This is a genomic window from Hyphomonas sp., from assembly GCF_037969335.1.
In the GTDB taxonomy this organism is placed as follows: Bacteria; Pseudomonadota; Alphaproteobacteria; order Caulobacterales; family Hyphomonadaceae; genus Hyphomonas.
In genome coordinates, this window is record NZ_JBBKXE010000028.1 from 12,625 (window position 1) to 30,641 (window position 18,017).

Here is an 18,017-nt window from a genome sequence, read left to right on the forward strand (position 1 = left end):
TTCGCGTCTTTCTGCTTGCTGGACGTGGCGTAAGGGTCCCTATTCTGGAAAAAATCACTCTTGGAGGAACGTCCCTATGTCAGTCGAATATGAAGTCCGCGGCCATATGGCCATCATCACGCTCAATCGTCCCGAAGCCCGCAACGCCATCAACGGCGTGATGGCAACGGGTATCGAACACGCGCTCGACCGGTTCGAAGACGACCCCGAACTCTGGGTCGCCATCCTCACCGCCAATGGCAAGGCCTTCTGCGCCGGGGCCGACCTGAAAGAGATCAACGCTGGCAATGGCGGCGCCCTCGGCACGAAAAAAGGCGGCTTTGCCGGTATTGTGAAACGCGAGCGCACCAAGCCGCTGATTGCCGCGATCACAGGCAGCGCCTTGGCTGGCGGCACCGAGATTGCCCTCTCCTGCGACATGATCATCTGCGCCGACACCACCAATTTCGGCCTGCCGGAAGTCAAGCGCTCGCTCGCCGCAGCAGCTGGCGGCCTCTTTCGCCTGCCCCGCGTGATCGGCATGCCAATGGCTCTCGAAGTCATCCTGACCGGCGATCCGCTGCCGGCACAACGTGCGTATGAACTGGGCATGGTCAACAAGGTCGCGCCCGAAGCCGAGGTGATGGCCGAAGCCACGAAGCTGGCCGACCGCATCATCGCCAACGCACCACTCGCCGTTCAGGCCAGCCGCTCCGTCGCGGCCGATGCCCTGAAAAAATCGGACGAAGAACTCTGGAAAGCCAGCGGAGCGGCCTTCGCAGGCCTCGTCGGCACCGAGGATTTCAAGGAAGGCCCGCGCGCTTTCATCGAGAAACGCGCCCCTGTCTGGAAAGGCAAGTAAGCCTAGTCCTCCCGAACAACACGTGCCTTTCCGCGGCCGAGGGCCAGCGCCTTGATCGCGCCGCGGAAAGTCTGCACCTCCTGCTCGGTCCAGTCCGCCCGGACCAGGGCTGAGCGGAGATTGTCCTTCATCAGCGGCGTCTTTTCCGGCGGGAAGAAGTATCCCGCCCGCTCCAGTTCCGCCTCGAAATGCTCAAACATCCGGAACACGTCATCCCGAGTCGACGGCACCCCGTCTCCTGAAATCGCTGTGACAGGGCTCTGCGCAGAAATAACCGACGGATTTTCCGCTGCGTTCAGCTTGCCCCATTCGTGCGCAAACACGCAGACAGCTTGTGCCAGGTTCAGGCTCTTGAAGTCACGATCGACCGGATAGGTCATCAGAAGGTCGGACAGGGCCACGGCCTCGTTCGGCAGGCCGGACTTCTCCCCCCCGAACATCACCCCTGCCACACCCGCACCGCCCACGGCCCGCCCATACACCACCTCCGCAGCACCAGCGGCATCCACCACGCGCTTCTCGATTCCCCGCATCCGCGCGGTCGCGGCGACGAGATAAGTCACCCCCTCCAGCGCATCCTGTAGTGTTTCATACACTTTCACGTTCACGCCTGCATCGAACGCGCCGGCCGACATCGTGTCCGCCGCCGGATTCGGCCAGCCATCGCGCGGCGCGACCAGGCGAAGGTCGGTCAAACCGAAATTGCGCATCACCCGCGCCGCAGCGCCAATGTTTTCGCCAAGTTGCGGGGAATGGAGGATGACGCAGGGTCTGCGCTGTTCTGACATGAAGGAACCTGTTTTGACGCGGCCTGCCGCTCTGCTATAGCGCACTCCAATAGCTTCAACCGCAAGGATTACAAAACATGGCGAAGATCAAGGTCAAGAACCCGATTGTCGAGATGGACGGGGACGAAATGACCCGCATCATCTGGCAGCTCATCAAGGACAAGCTGATCCATCCCTACCTGGATATCGATCTGAAGTATTACGACCTGTCGATCCAGAAGCGCGATGAAACCGACGACCAGATCACCGTTGATGCTGCCGAAGCCACCAAGAAATACGGCGTCGCCGTCAAGTGCGCGACCATCACGCCCGACGAACAGCGCGTTGAAGAGTTCAAACTCAAGAAGATGTGGCGCAGCCCGAACGGCACGATCCGCAACATTCTCGGCGGCGTTGTCTTTCGCGAGCCGATCGTGATTTCCAACGTCCCGCGCCTTGTTCCCGGCTGGACCAAGCCCGTCGTCATCGGCCGTCACGCTTTCGGAGACCAGTACAAGGCGACCGACTTCCTCGTGCCCGGCAAGGGCAAGCTGACCATGAAATGGGAAGCATTCGACGGTTCGGACTCCCAGGAATATGATATTTTCGACTTTCCGTCGGCCGGTATCGCCATGGGCATGTACAATCTCGACCAGTCGATCCGCGACTTCGCCCGCGCCACCTTCAACTATGGCCTTCAGCGCAAGTGGCCGGTCTACCTGTCGACCAAGAACACGATCCTCAAGGCCTATGACGGCCGATTCAAGGACCTGTTTCAGGAAATCTTCGACGCGGAATTTGCAGACAAGTTCAAGGCATTCGGCGGCACCTACGAGCATCGCCTGATCGACGACATGGTCGCAGCCGCCATGAAATGGTCCGGCGGCTATGTCTGGGCCTGTAAGAACTATGATGGCGACGTACAGTCCGACACCGTGGCCCAGGGCTACGGCTCGCTCGGCCTGATGACCTCCGTCCTGATGACCCCCGATGGCAACACGGTCGAAGCCGAAGCGGCTCACGGCACGGTTACGCGCCACTACCGCAACCACCAGAAGGGCGAAGCGACATCGACCAACTCTATCGCCTCGATCTATGCGTGGACGCAAGGTCTCAGCCATCGCGGACGCATGGACGGCACGCCGGACGTGCAGGCCTTCGCCAAGACGCTTGAAGAAACCATCGTGAAAACGGTCGAAGCCGGCTTCATGACCAAGGACCTCGCCCTCCTCGTTGGTCCGGACCAGGAATGGCTGACGACCGAAGGCTTCATCGAGAAGGTCTCGGACAACCTCAAAGCCGAGATGGCCAAGGCCTGAGGCTCGCGCTTCAGATAGCTAAAATGCAAAACCCCGGCGCCTTGCGGTGCCGGGGTTTTTTGTGCTCGCGCAGACCGGTTCAGACCACGCCGCCGACCATGTGCCCGATCCCCGCTGTGATCGCCATTGCCAGAGCGCCCCAGAAGGTCACGCGAAGCATCGGCTTCCAGGTACTCGCCCCGCCGGCCCGCGCACCAATAGCTCCGAGCAGCGCAAGGAAGATGAGCGACGCCACGGCTTCCGCAGGCACCAACGCGTGCAATGGAACCAGCCAGACCAATGCGAGTGGCAGGGCAGCCCCCACCGAAAACGACAGGGCCGACGAAATCGCGGCCTGAATGGGTCTCGCAACGGACAGGTCGGTAATGCCAAGCTCGTCGCGTGCATGAGCGCGGAGCGGGTCTTTGGCCATCAGCTGGCTCGCCACCTCGCGCGCCGTCTCCGGGTTCAGGCCGCGTTCCTCATAGATACCGGCCAGTTCAGCATGCTCCGCCTCGGGCATGTCAATCAGCTCCTGGCGCTCCTTGGCGAGCTCCACCTGTTCGGCGTCTGACTGTGAACTTACCGACACATATTCGCCAGCCGCCATGGACATCGCCCCGGCGACGAGCGCCGCAACGCCCGCGATGAGGATTTCGCCTTGCGCGGCTTCTGCGGCCGCCACACCAATGATGAGGCTGGCTGTCGAAACAATGCCGTCATTCGCGCCCAGTACAGCTGCCCGCATCCATCCTATCCGCGATAGCTGGTGGCGCTCTTTGTGAAAAGGTGAACGAGCCATGAGTGTCCTTTGTTTGGATATGGAAAGCTAAGCCCAAAACGGGCCACTTGAACGTGCCTAGTCGGCCGAGACGCCGAGAGATTCCACCGTAGCGACCGTCAGGTACCCGACCGGCAATCCGTTGGCGCGCTGATAGGCTTCCATCGCCCTGTAGGTCGCTGGCCCGAAATCGCCATCAGCTGGAACCTTGAACCCCTTGGCCGACAAAGCCTTCTGGACTTCGACGATCTTGGCAGGTGATGCATTGGTGTCGCAAAGCACCTCGCGCCATTCGACGCTGCCGCCCCCCGTCACCACGCGTTTTTCGACGGTGCGATACGTCGCCGGGATGACTGTCGTCTGCTCTTGGGCCGGCGATACGAGCTTCTGCAGGGTGATCGTCTCGTAGACGGCAGGAACCGCTTCTTCCACGATCCGCGCAGGCGTGTTCACGACGTCCTTTTTCAGCGTTCTGTATTTCGCCGGGATCACCTTGGTTTCCGTTCGCTCCTGATGCACGAGCCGCGTGCGCGCCACCTCATCATATTGGGCAGGCACCTCCACCCGGCACAGCAATTCACCGGTCGATAAGGCGGAATCGCTATCGGCCTTCGCGGCGATCACATTGACTCCGTAGAGTCCCGCGCCCGGTTTCCACGTCGTATAGGCCGGACGGATCAGCACCTTTTCCGTGTAAGTCTCGAATTCGGCCGGAATCACCACGGTGTCGATCCGCTCCGGCGCTTCCAGGATCTGTTCTGTCTTGGTGACGTATTCGGTGGGAATAACGGTGAAGGATGTCGTCGCCTCCCTGACCATGACCTCCTGGGTATAGGTCTCGTAGACGGCTGGGATGACCGTGATTTCGGCCCGCTCCGGCGTCGCGGGCACCTGCTCCGTTACCACTTCGGTCGCTTCCGGAATCAACACGCGTGCGAAACACGAGCCGGCGTCAGCACTCGGCGGATAATCCGTGGCATTCTGGGCGACAGCCAGTCCTGCCATTGCCAATGCAGCTGCCGATATGAACATCAGTTTCGTCATGGTCATCCCCCTTCGCTGCATTCGGCAGCCTGCCATACCTTTCGGCGTCCAGATGTGTTTTACCCCACCAAGCTGGGACCGGCCAGCCTGTTCGACCCGTACGCCACCCGGGCCGTGCGGCGCGGTGGCACTGGCATTCAGCCGATTCCGGGCTATACGGGCGTTTCAAGTAGCGAGGCACGACATGATCCCGAGATATACACGACCCGAAATGGCTGAAATCTGGTCACCGGAAACGCGCTTCGGCATCTGGCTCGAGATCGAGACACTCGCCGCCGAAGCCATGGAAAACCTCGGCCTGATCCCGGAAGGCGTCACGAAGGCCGTGCGCGAGCGCGGCGCTTTCGAAGTCGACCGTATCGACGCCATCGAACGCGAAGTGAAGCATGACGTCATCGCGTTCCTGACAAATGTTGCAGAACATGTCGGCGACGAAGCCCGCTTCCTGCACAAGGGCATGACCTCCTCGGACGTGCTGGACACCTGCCTCAGCGTCCAGCTCGTGCGCGCAGCCGACCTGCTCCAGACAGGACTGGACCGTGTCCTCGAAGCACTGGAAACGCGTGCCCGCGAACACAAGCTGACCCCGACGATCGGTCGTAGCCATGGCATCCATGCGGAACCCACCACGTTCGGCATCAAGCTGGCGACGTTCCACGCCGAATTCCAGCGTGCCCGCACGCGCCTTCTGCTGGCACGCGAAGAAGTCGCCACATGCGCCATCTCCGGCGCCGTCGGCACGTTCGCCAATATTGATCCCGCCATCGAAGCCCACGTCGCGGAGAAGTTGGGCCTCACGATCGAACCGGTCTCGACGCAAATCATCCCGCGCGACCGGCATGCCATGTATTTCGCGGTCCTCGGTGTGATCGCATCGTCCGTCGAGCGTCTGGCTACCGAAGTGCGCCATCTGCAGCGCACCGAAGTGCTGGAAGCCGAAGAGTTCTTCTCGCCCGGCCAGAAAGGCTCGTCGGCGATGCCGCACAAGCGCAATCCTGTCCTGACAGAGAACCTGACCGGCCTCGCCCGGCTCGTCCGCTCTGCGGTGACTCCGGCGCTCGAAAATGTCGCCCTGTGGCATGAGCGTGACATCTCGCATTCGTCCGTCGAGCGCGGCATCGGCCCTGACGCCACGATCCATCTCGATTTTGCGCTCCACCGCCTCGCCGGCGTGGTCGAAAACCTCGTTATTTATCCAGAGAACATGCTCCGCACGATCGAGAGCATGGGTGGTCTGCACAACTCCCAGCGCATCCTGCTCGCGCTCGTTGAGCACGGTGTCAGCCGTGAGGACTCCTACAGCCTGGTCCAGCGCAATGCGATGCGCACATGGCGCGGCGAAGGCAACCTTCTGGACCTGCTCAAAGCCGATCCTGATGTGACCGGCAAGCTGACCGATGCCGAACTGGAGGCGCTGTTCGACCTTGAATACCATTTCAAGCACGTCGACACGATTTTCGAACGCGTATTCGGGGCCGCCTGAGCGCTCACCCAATAAAAACGAAAAGCCCGGCAGACCAGGTCTGCCGGGCTTTTTGCATCAGGTCGTCATTAAAAGGTCGTGGACAGGCTGGCTGAAAAGGTCGTTCCGCGCTCATAGGTGTTGAACTCGGTCCGCCCAAGACCGCCTTCGGACATCTGGTACTCGGAGTGCTTTTCGCCGAGCAGGTTACGCCCCTTCAGGCCCAGTGACAGTTCGTGCCCGCCAAGCATGAAGTCACGATTATACACCAGGTCCAGCTGCACACCGGGTTCCTCCACCACGTCCGGCAGCGCGGCAGCGCCGATTCCGAAACCGCGTTGCAGGATACGGTCATCCACCCAGCCGACGAGGAGCGTCATCTGGTCAACATCGCTTTGCCAGCCGAACTGGGCATTCAGGATGTTTTCCGGCGTGCCCTGCAGGTCGGACCCGTCCAGCCCGAACAGGGCTGCATCACGGAGCGAACGCGAAATCGGGTCGAACACCTTGTCACTCTCTGCAGCCTTCACCTCCGACGCGGTGTAGGTGTAGTTCGCCGAAAACATCCATTCACGCGCATCCATCCAGGGATTGGATATCGGCATGCTGAAATTGGTCCTGTACTCAAGCTCCGCACCATACAGGTCTGCCTTCGGACTGTTGATGAACGTCGTCTCGAAAACGAAGGAGGCCGTGGAATACTGCACTTCCTCGATCGGGTTCTTTATTTCTTTGTAGAAGCCACCCAGCGTCACGAACTGGTTACGCCCGATATAGTATTCCAGGCGTGCGTCATAGTTCGTCAGTTCACTGTCCACAAGACCGCTATTGCCGCGATAGGTGCGATCTGTCTCCGGATCGATGAAGGATGACAGCGCCAGTTCGCGAAATTGCGGGCGGGCAATCGTCTGCGAATAACCGGCTCGCAACTGGAGATCGTCCGCAAAATTCCATGTCAGCGTCAGCGCCGGCAGGATATAATCATTGCTCAGGTTGACGTCCCCTGCTCCCGGGTTTCCGAACCGGTCAAACGTCTTCACGGTCTGCTCGGCATCTTCGTACCGAAAGCCCAGCGTGCCGCGAACATAGTCCAGCAAGTCGATTTCCGTCTGCACGTAGAACGCATTCACGTCGAGCGCCCCCGAATAGGAGTCGTTGGGCGTCACAACCTCCTGAAGGACGAACCGGGCAGGATCGATATTGTCAGGCGAGAACAAGTAGTCAGGACGCGCCGCTTGCACATCGGCTGGCAACGCGTTGCCACCGACAAACCGCAGGGACAGGTAGTCATAGGTGCGGTCGGTCGAGGCGATGTCGAAACCGCCCGACATAACCAGTTCACGCGCGTCGCCAATGTCTACAGTATATTTTGCATCCGCGCCCACACTTGCGATCGTGTCCTCCAGGTTCGAGAACACGATGCCATAGTTGTTTGCTGTGGAATACAGGGGCACACCGTCCGCATCGGGACTGCGCCGCAATGATCGGTCATATGGCGCATCGCGCGTCGACACCGCATAGGCGCCGCGCCAGCTCAGGTCCAAGTCACCAACCTTGTGATCTCCGCGAAGCTGTCCGAAGCTTAGCTCACGCTCGAACCACCCGCTTGACTCATCATGAATCTCGCCCGTGGCACCCGGGGCATTGAAATCTGTGCCCGTCGTGATTTCCGCCGTTTTCGAGGTCGTGTGGACATAGAACAGAGTCGCCTGGATCTCGTTCTCTCCCCAACCGATCGATCCCGAGCCAAGCGCGTTCAGGGTGGCATCATATGTCGTCGAGAACTGGTTCTGGTCGCTGCCGATCACACCGGCCTCGACGAACTGCCGCGTGGCATCTTTGGTTGTCCATCCCGAGTCGAATCCGACAACACCGATCAGGCCGATATCGTACTGGCCCTTGTCGAGGATCAGGCCACCCTCCACCGACCCGTTCCAATCAGGATCCAGTTCGCCTTGCTGGATGACGGACAAAGGCGAGTTGACCAGGCTCTCGCCGATGGCCTCGATCTGTGCCGCGCTTTGGTCGCCCAGGCGTTCGCCAGAAGACAGTACCGCTGACAACGGTCCCGGGATGTCCCGAAGACCATCATCATATCCGGACCAGTCAAGATCGCCCCCATTGACAAACAATCCATCGGAGCCGCTGGTTTCGGTATTCGCCGAAATACCGGCCTTTACCGTCAGGAAATTGTCTGCCGGCTGGCGAAGTGTTTGAAGGTCGATCACACCGCCGCCGAATTCGCCCGGATAGTTTGCCGAAAATGTTTTCTGGACAGATGCGCCGGCCAGGACGCTGGATGGGAACAGGTCGAGCGGCACTGTGCGCCGCAAGGGCTCAGGGCTGGGCAGCGGTGACCCATTGAGCAAGGCCGACGAGTATCGGTCACCCAGGCCGCGCACGAAGGCAAAGCGCCCGGAGACAATACTCAGGCCGCTCAACCGGGTCAGGGCGAGCGCTGCATTGGAGTCGCCTTGACGCGCAAGGTCCTCAGTGGACAGGAACGTCGCTACCTGGGATGTCTCGCGCTGGGGCTCGGGAATGAATTGACCGCGTACGACCACGGTCTGGAGTGTTCGGCTGTCTTCGGGCGTTTCTGCCGGAGCTGTCGCCTCCTGGGCGACCACCATCGGGGCCAAAGCGAGAAGGATTGCTGTCGACAGCAACCATTTATATCTGGCGGAATTATTGTGCATTTTTCTAAACCTAGCTTGGCGTGAAATGGACGCCTTCAATTGGCTGCGTCCGTGTCTGGCCCAAAATGAAAGTGCCGGGATGGCACACGCCTCGCGTGGCCATCCCGGCGGTTCTCAACTTAACAAGGGTCGCTGGCTTCAAGGCCGCACGACCAGCCTTGCCACCAGGTGTCCGTGGCGTTCTCGACGGCACCGATATAGTCGACCGGCTCGAGGTCGCTCGACAGGCCCGTCACGTCGAAGGCTGTGACGGCTGACTCAGCTGCACCGTTGATGAACGTGTTGATCAGGGTGCTTGCCGTTGCCGTGGAGTTGTTGGTACCCGCGGCAAGGGATGCAGACGCCGCACCGATGTCAGAGCCCGCCACTTCAAGTCCGGCTGCACAATCGAACAGGACCGAGTTGAAGGCAGGGTCCACACCGGCCTGATAGCCAGCAACACCATTGCCTGCCGACGTTTCCCAGCGGAAGCATTCAGTAACTTCCTTGACCACGCCGTTGACATAGGTGCCGATGGTGCCGGTGTTCAGGCGGAACGCGTTGCCACCCGCATTGCCGAGGAAGGTGAAGTTGGAGACTTTGGCATTCGAAGCCGGTGTGATGCCTGCCACGCTGCTGGCCTCAACCATGTTGTCACCGCCAGCAGCACGCTGCTTCACGATGATATATTGCAGGCTACCATTGTAACCATTGTCGGTGTCCAGCGAGTCATCGTCTTCCCCCGTCAGCACGAGGTGCTTGGCGTTGACCGTGCCGCCGAAGAATTCAATGCCGTCATCCGAGCTGTTGTGAACCTGGACATAGTCGACCGTCGTGCCCGAACCAATACCAGCCAGCGTGATGCCGTTCAGCTCATTACCCGTCGTGACTTCGAAACCGGAATGCTTGACCACCGTATAGCGCAACGAACCGCTATTGTCGGTTGGCTCGGCACCGCCGTAGACGGCATCAGGATTGGTCACGCCTTCAACCACGTTGTCACAGGCGGCTGTCGCTGGCGTTGCGGCATTGCGGCAGCGGTTGATCGGCGCGCGGCCAAGGATCACCAGACCGCCCCATTCGCCAATGGCATTTTCCGGATTGGGTTGCGTGTCCGTGACATCAGCTTCAGATGTCAGGACGACCGGGTTTTCCTTTGTCCCGTTGGAGAATATCTGCGAGCCGCGGTTCACGACAATATAGTCGGCGCCGCTTCCGCCAAAGACCGTCACACCCGATTCAATCGTCAGCGTTGCCGGATCACCTGTCGCTGCCGTGCCATCGGCACCAATATCGACACCGACGTCCAGACGTCCGACGACTTCGTAGATATTGCCTCGCGTCAGGCGAACATCATCGGCGATCACGCCCGAAATGCGGCAGACCGTTTGGTCATTGGTAACAAGCCCGGAATCTGTCGTCCCGGCAGGGCAGCTCGGATCAGGGAATAGACCGAATGTCCATCCGCTTGCCCAGTTCTGGGTTTCCGTTTCGGTCGGACCAAAAGCACCGATATAGGTGACCGGTTCGAAACTACCGCCCAGCGTTGTCGCATCAAACGGCGTAACTGCGGCTTCGTTCGGACCAGGGAAGAAAGAGGCCGCGAGCGTGCTTGCAGTTGCCGAGGAATTGTTGGTGCCCGCGGCAAGGGATGCAGAAGCCGCACCGATGTCAGAGCCCGCCACTTCAAGCCCGCCTGTACAATCAAACAGGACAGAGTTGAAGGCCGGGTCTACACCAGCCTGGTAACCCGCGACACCATTGCCTGCCGACGTTTCCCAGCGGAAGCATTCCGCAGTATCGGTCACCACGCCGTTGACGTAGGTGCCGATCGTACCGGTATTCAGGCGGAACGCGTTACCGCCTGCATCACCGAGGAAGGTGAAGTTCGAAACTTTCGCATTGGATGCTGGCGTAATGCCCGCAACACTACTGGCCTCAACCATGTTGTCGCCGCCGGCAGCACGCTGCTTCACGACAACATATTGCATGCTGCCATTGTAGCCATTGTCGGTGTCCAGCGAGTCATCGTCTTCGCCCGTCAGCACGAGGTGCTTGGCGTTGACCGTGCCGCCGAAGAATTCAATGCCGTCATCCGAGCTGTTGTGGACCTGGACGTAATCAATTGTCGTGCCGGATCCCACACCACCAAGCGAGATACCGTTCAACTCGTTGCCCGTGCCAATCGCAAAGCCGGAGAAGCGCAGCGAGACGTAGCGAAGCGTACCACTGCTGTCTGCGGCATCAGCACCGCCATAAACGGCGTCTGGACTGCTCACGCCTTCAATCACGTTGTCACAATCGACGGTCGCCGGCGTCGCCGCATTGCGGCAACGGTTGATCGGTGCCTGACCGAGAATCACCAGGCCGCCCCATTCGCCGATATTGTCGCCGCCGAAGTCGCTTGCGTCTGTGGCGCGACGGATCAGGTCATTGGCGCTGGTCATGACAATCGGGTTGGCGGCATTACCGTCTGCATCAATCTCCGAACCGCGGTTGATGACGATATAGTCTGCGCCTGAGCGCCCGAAAACGGTAACGCCCGGCTCGATGGTCAGGGTTGCTGCTGTACCGCCTGCGGTCGTGCCGTCGGCACCGACGTCTACGCCAACATCGACGCGTCCATCCACTGCATAAGCAACGCCAGCAACGAAAGGAAGCGTCAGGTCCGCCAGATACGTACCCGAAAGATTACACGTCGTGAATCCGCCGACGGCCGCGCCTTCTGTGAAACCCGTCGGGCACGTCGCGGCACTTCCGCCACCACCGCCACTGCCACTGCCACCACCCGTTGGCGGCGTTCCGGGGTTGGTGGCCCCCGGTGAAGCAATGTTACTTCCTTGCGAACACGCTGCTGCTAAGCAAAGCGCAAGCGCGCTAACCGACCTGCGAAATATCATTGGAACCCCTCATTTGGACCGTCAGACAGGTCGACTCCATTGCGACCTCGTCAGCGGCTCAATAGCGGCGCCCCATGACAAACAATTAACGGAAATATTTCGGTTTTGAGACAGCAAGCCAGCGCGACACGCTGCGCACGGAAACAAACGGAATGTGCGCCGCGTTCCGTCACAAAACTTTCGCGAAAGCGACATGTGAGCGCGATAAATTCCGCATATTCGTGCGCTTGCCAAGAACCAGGGGATTAACGCAACAGGGGGCCGCCTCGGTGGAACATATGGATTTGATTTACAGGCTCGAGGGTCGCTTGATCGATCTTGAAACAAAGGTCGCACAGCTGGAAAAGACGATATCGGATCTGCCAAAGATAGAGCCGGCCATACCAGTAGACGCGCAGAGACGAATTGATGCTGGCGAGCATCCCGTTCGCGTCATGCGCGAACTCAGGTTGCTCACACAAAGTCAGCTGAGCGAACTGTGTGGCATTCGCCCCAATCACATATCCGCAATCGAGCGCGGTCAGACATTTGGGCTCAAGACGGCACGGCGACTGTCAGAAGCGCTGGATGTTCCCGCAAGCGTACTGTTCTGACATGGTCTTGCCTCCGGATCGTATCGAAGAAAGTAAAGGTGTATGATATTGGGACAATGCCCATGCCCTCAAGTATTAACAAGTTGTACTGTAATTCAGCTTGCCACTATTGATTAGTTTGCTTCATCACCATTCCAATTGCCCGGGTCTCGGCCATGGCCCACCTGTTCGACAGGTTGCCCAGTTACATAATCCGGGCAGGGAAATTGCAGTCAGAGTAGAATATGAGCCAATTAGACATCCTTTCGACGAAAGCACTGCACCTTTTGCCGCGCCTACGCGTCGGCGTCACAGTCGTGTTTGTTGCGCTTTTGGGATTGCTGGTTGCCCGGTTCGTCTGGCTTCTGGTCGAGCCTGGCGGCGCTGTGAGCGCCCCACTGCCCTTGCCCGCCACCCAGACCGACGCATCTGCAGGATCGTCTCTTGCGAGTGCTGACCTCATGATCCTGACCCGATCAAACCGGTTCGGAAGGGCCGCGGCCGTCGGCGACATCATTCCTGATGCGCCGGCGACGAGCCTCAATCTTACCCTCAAGGGTGTGCGATCTGTCGCGGAGGGCACAAGCGAAGCAAGTCCAGGTCAGTTCTCGATTGCCATAATCCAGACTCCCGACGGACGGGCACTGACCTATCATCCGGGTGACACCATCATCGAGGGAGTCACCCTTGACCGCGTCCGTCCCGACCGGGTGCTCATTCGAAAAAGCGGATCGCTGGAAACACTGATGATGGAAAGCGGTATTGATGCGCTTTCGGTCCTGTCCCTGCCCGGCCAGGAAGGCATGGTCGAAGGCGCGCCGCGTTCTCTCACGACTGCACGGGAACAGGCACCAATCGATCGCGCGCTCCTGGCATCGCTAGACGTGGCACCCGTGTTCACAGATGGCGTTCTTGTCGGTTACCGTCTGTCCACGCCGGAATCGACTGCGGCCCTGTCCGGCTCCGGTCTCGAATCCGGTGACATCATCACAGTGCTCGACGGTACGCCCATCCGCGACATCAAGATCGAAAACATCGCCGAACGGCTGTCGAATGCAGCCGAGCTATCCATGACGGTCCAGCGCAATGGCGCCGACGTCCCCGTCACGCTTCGCTTCCCTGAGGGAGAATAGAATGAACGTCCGTTTCGGCTTTTCAGCCATCCTGCTGGCCACGACCGCCCTGCCCGCCTTCGGGCTCGCGGGTGAGTCCGGTCCGAAAGCATCGCTCCACGTGTTGAATTTCGATGATGTCGAACTGAGTTCGCTGGTCGCCGACGTTTCCATCGTCACTGGCTACACGTTCATCGTCCATCCCGATGTCCGCGGCAAACGCGTCACCGTCACATCCTCGTCCCCACTGACACGCGACGGCGTATTCGACGTCTTCCTGTCGACCCTGCGCGTTCACGGTTTCACGGCTGTCCCGGCCGGCAAGGACACCTATCGCATCATCCCCGAACAATCGGCGGTCAGCGAAGCCGGCACACGGGCCTCCGGTTCCAACAGTTTCGTGACCGAGATCATCCACCTCAACAATTTCAATGCGCTCGAAGCAGCCCAGATGGTCAAACCCCTGGTCGACGCTCAAGGCCAGGTGATTGCAAACCCGCGTTCAAACACGCTGGTGATCGTCGATTACCAGTCGAACATGCCGCGTATCCGCCAATTGGTCGCGGGAATTGATGAAGATCGCACCCGCACGGAAACGATCTCTCTCAAGAACATCCCGTCAGGCGAACTCGAGTCCATCCTGATGGCCCTTCAGAAGACCGGTGGCGAAGACGCTTACGCGTCGAACTTCCAGGCCATCGCCTCCCAGACCGGCAATTCGATTGTCATCCGTGGTGACGACCTCATGGTCGAGCGCGCTCTGAAAGTTGTCGAACAACTTGATGCGACGGACCGGGTCGAAGACACGCTGCGTGTTATCTCCCTCAAGAACGCCGATGCCGCCGATATCGTCCCGATCCTTGAAAAAGTCGCGGGCGCAATGGCGTTCCGGCGCGGTGAGGCAGGCGGTGACGTTGGACTCAGCACCATCGCATTTCACGCGTCCACGAACTCGCTCGTGATCAATGCACCCAGCGAAACACTTCTGACACTTGAACGCGTGATCCAGGATCTGGACAAGCGGCGCGCCCAGGTTCTCGTTGAAGCCATCATCGTCGAAATGTCCGACGACACCGCGCGCGAACTCGGCCTGCAATTCCTGCTCAGCGGTACCGGCAACTCAACCGTTCCCTTCGCGTCCACCAACTATTCCCGGTCTGCACCCAACCTACTGACCCTCGCCGGCGCCATTTCCGGTGACACGCCATTCAATAGCGGCGACTCCAATCCATTTGCCGCATCAGCCGTTACGTCTCTGCTTGGCCTTACCGGACTGGGCTTTGGCGTCGGTGGCCAGGACGGTGACACGCTCTTTGGCGCCATCCTCACGGCCGTCGAGAACGATACCAATTCCCGCGTCCTTTCAAAGCCTTTCAACATGACACTGGATAACGGGACCTCATCGCTTCTGGTTGGCCAGGAAGTTCCGATCATCACAGGGTCCGTGCTTGGAACAGACAACACCAATCCGTACCAAACGGTTGATCGCAAGGAAATCGGTGTACGCCTCGACGTCACGCCGCGCATTTCATCTGACGATGCAGTTCGTCTGGAAATCAATCAGGAAGTCTCCAGCATCGCAGGGGCGATTTCAACGGCAACGTCGGACCTTGTCTTCAACAAGCGCCAGATCACCACCGACGTCCTTGCCGACAGCGGCGAGATCATTGTGATCGGCGGCCTCATCCAGCAAACAGACACATTCGCGAGCGAAAAGGTGCCCTTCCTCGGAGACGTCCCGGTCGCTGGTCGTCTCTTCCGCTCCGAGGGCAAGGCGACAACACGCACCAACCTGATGGTTTTCATTCGCCCGACCGTGATCCGTGATCGTCAGAGCGCGCGTGACGTCACCGCTCGCAGCTATCGGTTCGTTCGTGCCGAAGAACTCTGGAACGGCAAGGACGACAAGGTCAATTCGCTCGACGCCTTTGTCAGCGAAGTGTTAGGGGCGCCGCCACCGCAATAATCCGATGAGCACACACGCCGCACCCCCCCGCCAGTTCACCTATGCCTTCGCCAAGGACAAAGGCCTCATCGTGCTGCCTGATCGCGACACGTTGACTGTCGGCATGCGCACGGGTGCCGACGTCATGTCCCTCGTCGAGGCGCGCAGGGCACTTGGTTGCGCTCACGCGATCGAATCCCTTGATCCGGCCAGCTTCGATCGCGCGCTTACAATCGCGTTCAGCCAGGGACCGCTCGGCGCAACAGATATCGAAGCCGCTGTCGCCAGCCGGGGCGGACTCGAAAGCCTGATCGACGACATCCCGGAAGCGGCAGACCTGCTCGGCGGCAGCGACGACGCGCCCGTCATCCGCCTGATCAACGGCCTCATCTATGAGGCGATGAAGCGCCGCGCTTCCGACATTCACATCGATCCGTTCGAGGACAAACTGTCGATCCGGTACCGGATCGATGGCGACCTTGTTGAAGTGCTTACGCCACCCCGCAAACTCGCCGCCCCCCTCGTCTCGCGTATCAAGGTCATGGCCCGTCTCGATATTGCCGAGAAGCGCCTGCCACAGGATGGCCGGATCTCTTTGCAGGCCGGCGGGCGCTCCATCGACGTCCGCGTCGCCATCCTGCCGACCCGTTTCGGCGAACGCGTCGCCCTGCGTCTCCTCGACACACAGAACGCCCTGCTCACGCTCGAGCAACTCGGCATGGATTCCGATACCTACCAGCGTTTCGACAAGGTCCTCAGCCAGCCCAATGGCGTGATCCTTGTCACCGGCCCTGTCGGCTCAGGCAAGACAACAACGCTCTACTCGAGCATCTCGCGCCTCAATACAGGCAGCGTGAACATCATGACGCTCGAAGATCCGGTGGAATACGGCCTTCCGGGCATCAGCCAAACGCAAATGGATGCCAAGGTCGGCCTCACCTTCGCCCGTGCCTTGCGCAACATCCTGCGTCAGGACTTCAACATCGTCATGGTGGGTGAAATCCGCGACCTCGAAACCGCTGAAGCCGCATTCGAGTTCGCCTCCACGGGGCGTCTCGCCTTCTCCACCCTGCACACCAATAGCGCAGCCGGTGCCATTACACGCCTGCGCGACATGGGTGTCGAGACCTACCTCATGGCCTCCACCCTGCGAGCTGTCATGGCCCAGCGGCTCGTGCGCAAGCTTTGCGACGTCTGCAAAGAGCCGGCAACCGCCGGAGTAGCTGAATATGAGGCTCTCGACCTGCCGCCTGCCGAGTCGTTCACCCACTATACGCCCAAAGGCTGCATGGCCTGCGGCAATACCGGCTTCCACGGTCGCATCGCGATCTACGAACTCCTCGTCGTCGACAGTGCCGTCCGCAACCTGCTCCACGCCGACGCGACAGAAGACGCCATCGAAGCGGTCGCATTCGCTGACCATCACCGCCTGATCGAGAATGCCCGGCGCTATGTTTTCTCCGGCGAGACCAGCGTGACAGAAGTCCTCCGCGTCTGCCGCAAGGAGGCCCGCGATGGCAGCGTTTGAATATGTCGCCGTCGACAATGGCGGCAAGCGCCTGCGCGGCGTCATCTCTGCCGACAGCCCCCGCGCCGCCCGCAAGGAATTGCGGATGCGCGAACTCATGCCTGTCGACGTCTCTCCGCTCAATGCGAAGACGGCACGTGGCGGCAAGGGCGTCGGTGGCCGCATTTCCGAGAAGGATCGCGCCCTGCTGGCGCGCCAGTTGGCTGTCCTGCTCCAGTCCGGCCTCACCGTCGAACAGGCGCTCACAGCTGCAGCGAGCGATGCCAAGCCTGAAACCGTCGCCATCCTTCACCGCGTCCGTAACGAAGTCACCGAAGGCTCCCGCTTTGCCGACGCACTCGCAACGGCGCCACGTGCCTTCCCGCCTTTGTTCAAGTCCGTCGTTGCGGCCGGTGAAATGTCGGGCCGCCAGGGCGAAGTCATGGAACGCCTCGCCGTCTACCTTGAGAACACGTGGCGCCTGCGCCAGAAGGTCCAGTCCGCGCTGATCTATCCTGCACTGCTCTCCACGCTCGCCATCGGCATGGTCGTCGCCCTGATGATCCTCGTGGTTCCGCGCCTCGTCGAACAGTTCGACATGTTCGATGCCGACCTGCCCTGGCTGACCCAGCAGGTCATCGCCGTGTCCAACCTCCTGCGTAACTGGGGCTGGCTGATCGCCATTGCGCTGATTGTCGGCGCGGTCCTCCTCGCCCGGCTCTTGCGCGCACCCGCCGTCCGCGAGACGCTGGACCGCCTTGTCCTGCGCCTGCCCGTCATCGGCAACTTGGTCCGCACCGTCTCTGCCGCCCGCTTTGCGCGTATCTTCGCCACGCTGTCCTCGTCAGGAGCCACGGTTCTGGAATCGCTTCAGGCAGCACGCGGCGCCATGTCCAACAGCGTGTTCCGCAAGGCCACAGACGAGATCGCCGTGCGCGTCAGTGAAGGCGGCTCATTCGCCGCCGCGCTCAAGGGCACGGGCGCGTTCCCGCCCATGATGGTTCACATGGTGGCCAGCGGCGAAGCAGGCCGCGACGTGCCTGGCATGATGACGCGCGCAGCAGAATTCCTCGAAGAAGAATTCGAGAATGCCACATCCACCGCCCTCAGCCT

Annotated in this window: 13 protein-coding genes; 8 read left to right on the top strand and 5 right to left on the bottom strand. The window is 60.3% G+C overall.

Features of this window, described 5'->3' with window-relative positions; all coding sequences use genetic code 11:
• Positions 1-76: 76 nt before the first annotated feature.
• Positions 77-841, top strand: a complete 765-nt coding sequence (locus AADA04_RS01915; RefSeq protein ID WP_340691540.1) for a crotonase/enoyl-CoA hydratase family protein — start codon at positions 77-79, stop codon at positions 839-841.
• 2 nt (positions 842-843) lie between these two features.
• Here AADA04_RS01915 and AADA04_RS01920 read toward each other — a convergent pair whose 3' ends face one another.
• On the bottom strand, positions 844-1,629 hold the full coding sequence (locus tag AADA04_RS01920; protein ID WP_340691541.1) for a TrmH family RNA methyltransferase: 786 nt from the start codon (positions 1,627-1,629) through the stop codon (positions 844-846).
• A 77-nt stretch (positions 1,630-1,706) separates the two neighbouring features.
• Here AADA04_RS01920 and AADA04_RS01925 point away from each other — a divergent pair, with 77 nt between their 5' ends.
• Entirely contained in the window at positions 1,707-2,927 is a 1,221-nt protein-coding gene (locus AADA04_RS01925; protein ID WP_340691542.1) for an NADP-dependent isocitrate dehydrogenase, read from the top strand.
• Between the two features lie 79 nt (positions 2,928-3,006).
• On the opposite strand, the gene AADA04_RS01930 is transcribed toward AADA04_RS01925, so the two are convergent.
• Together AADA04_RS01930 and AADA04_RS01935 are read right to left on the bottom strand one after the other, a co-directional pair.
• Positions 3,007-3,654, bottom strand: a complete 648-nt coding sequence (locus AADA04_RS01930; RefSeq protein WP_340691543.1) for a VIT family protein — start codon at positions 3,652-3,654, stop codon at positions 3,007-3,009.
• A 111-nt stretch (positions 3,655-3,765) separates the two neighbouring features.
• On the bottom strand, positions 3,766-4,731 hold the full coding sequence (locus AADA04_RS01935) for a peptidoglycan-binding domain-containing protein (protein WP_340691544.1): 966 nt from the start codon (positions 4,729-4,731) through the stop codon (positions 3,766-3,768).
• 184 nt (positions 4,732-4,915) lie between these two features.
• Here AADA04_RS01935 and purB point away from each other — a divergent pair, with 184 nt between their 5' ends.
• Positions 4,916-6,214 carry an adenylosuccinate lyase gene (gene purB / locus AADA04_RS01940; protein ID WP_340691545.1) on the top strand — a complete coding sequence of 433 codons (1,299 nt, stop codon included), beginning with the start codon at positions 4,916-4,918 and terminating at the stop codon, positions 6,212-6,214.
• 68 nt (positions 6,215-6,282) lie between these two features.
• Here purB and AADA04_RS01945 read toward each other — a convergent pair whose 3' ends face one another.
• Both AADA04_RS01945 and AADA04_RS01950 read right to left on the bottom strand, forming a co-directional pair.
• Complete coding sequence (locus tag AADA04_RS01945; RefSeq protein WP_340691546.1) at positions 6,283-8,859, bottom strand: TonB-dependent receptor; 2,577 nt, start codon at positions 8,857-8,859, stop codon at positions 6,283-6,285.
• A 149-nt stretch (positions 8,860-9,008) separates the two neighbouring features.
• A complete protein-coding gene (locus AADA04_RS01950) occupies positions 9,009-11,498 on the bottom strand; it encodes a hypothetical protein (protein ID WP_340691547.1) in 2,490 nt (829 codons plus the stop codon).
• Between the two features lie 578 nt (positions 11,499-12,076).
• Here AADA04_RS01950 and AADA04_RS01955 point away from each other — a divergent pair.
• From AADA04_RS01955 to AADA04_RS01975, 5 genes are all read left to right on the top strand, one after another.
• Complete coding sequence (locus AADA04_RS01955; RefSeq protein ID WP_340691548.1) at positions 12,077-12,361, top strand: helix-turn-helix transcriptional regulator; 285 nt, start codon at positions 12,077-12,079, stop codon at positions 12,359-12,361.
• 224 nt (positions 12,362-12,585) lie between these two features.
• On the top strand, positions 12,586-13,473 hold the full coding sequence (locus AADA04_RS01960; protein ID WP_340691549.1) for a type II secretion system protein N: 888 nt from the start codon (positions 12,586-12,588) through the stop codon (positions 13,471-13,473).
• A gap of 1 nt (position 13,474) precedes the next feature.
• Positions 13,475-15,418 carry a type II secretion system secretin GspD gene (gene gspD / locus AADA04_RS01965; protein ID WP_340691550.1) on the top strand — a complete coding sequence of 648 codons (1,944 nt, stop codon included), beginning with the start codon at positions 13,475-13,477 and terminating at the stop codon, positions 15,416-15,418.
• A 4-nt stretch (positions 15,419-15,422) separates the two neighbouring features.
• A complete protein-coding gene (locus AADA04_RS01970; protein ID WP_340691551.1) occupies positions 15,423-16,925 on the top strand; it encodes an ATPase, T2SS/T4P/T4SS family in 1,503 nt (500 codons plus the stop codon).
• Positions 16,912-18,017 (top strand): type II secretion system F family protein (locus AADA04_RS01975; RefSeq protein WP_340691552.1); only part of this gene is annotated, 1,106 nt, incomplete at its 3' end. The genes AADA04_RS01970 and AADA04_RS01975, both read left to right, overlap by 14 nt.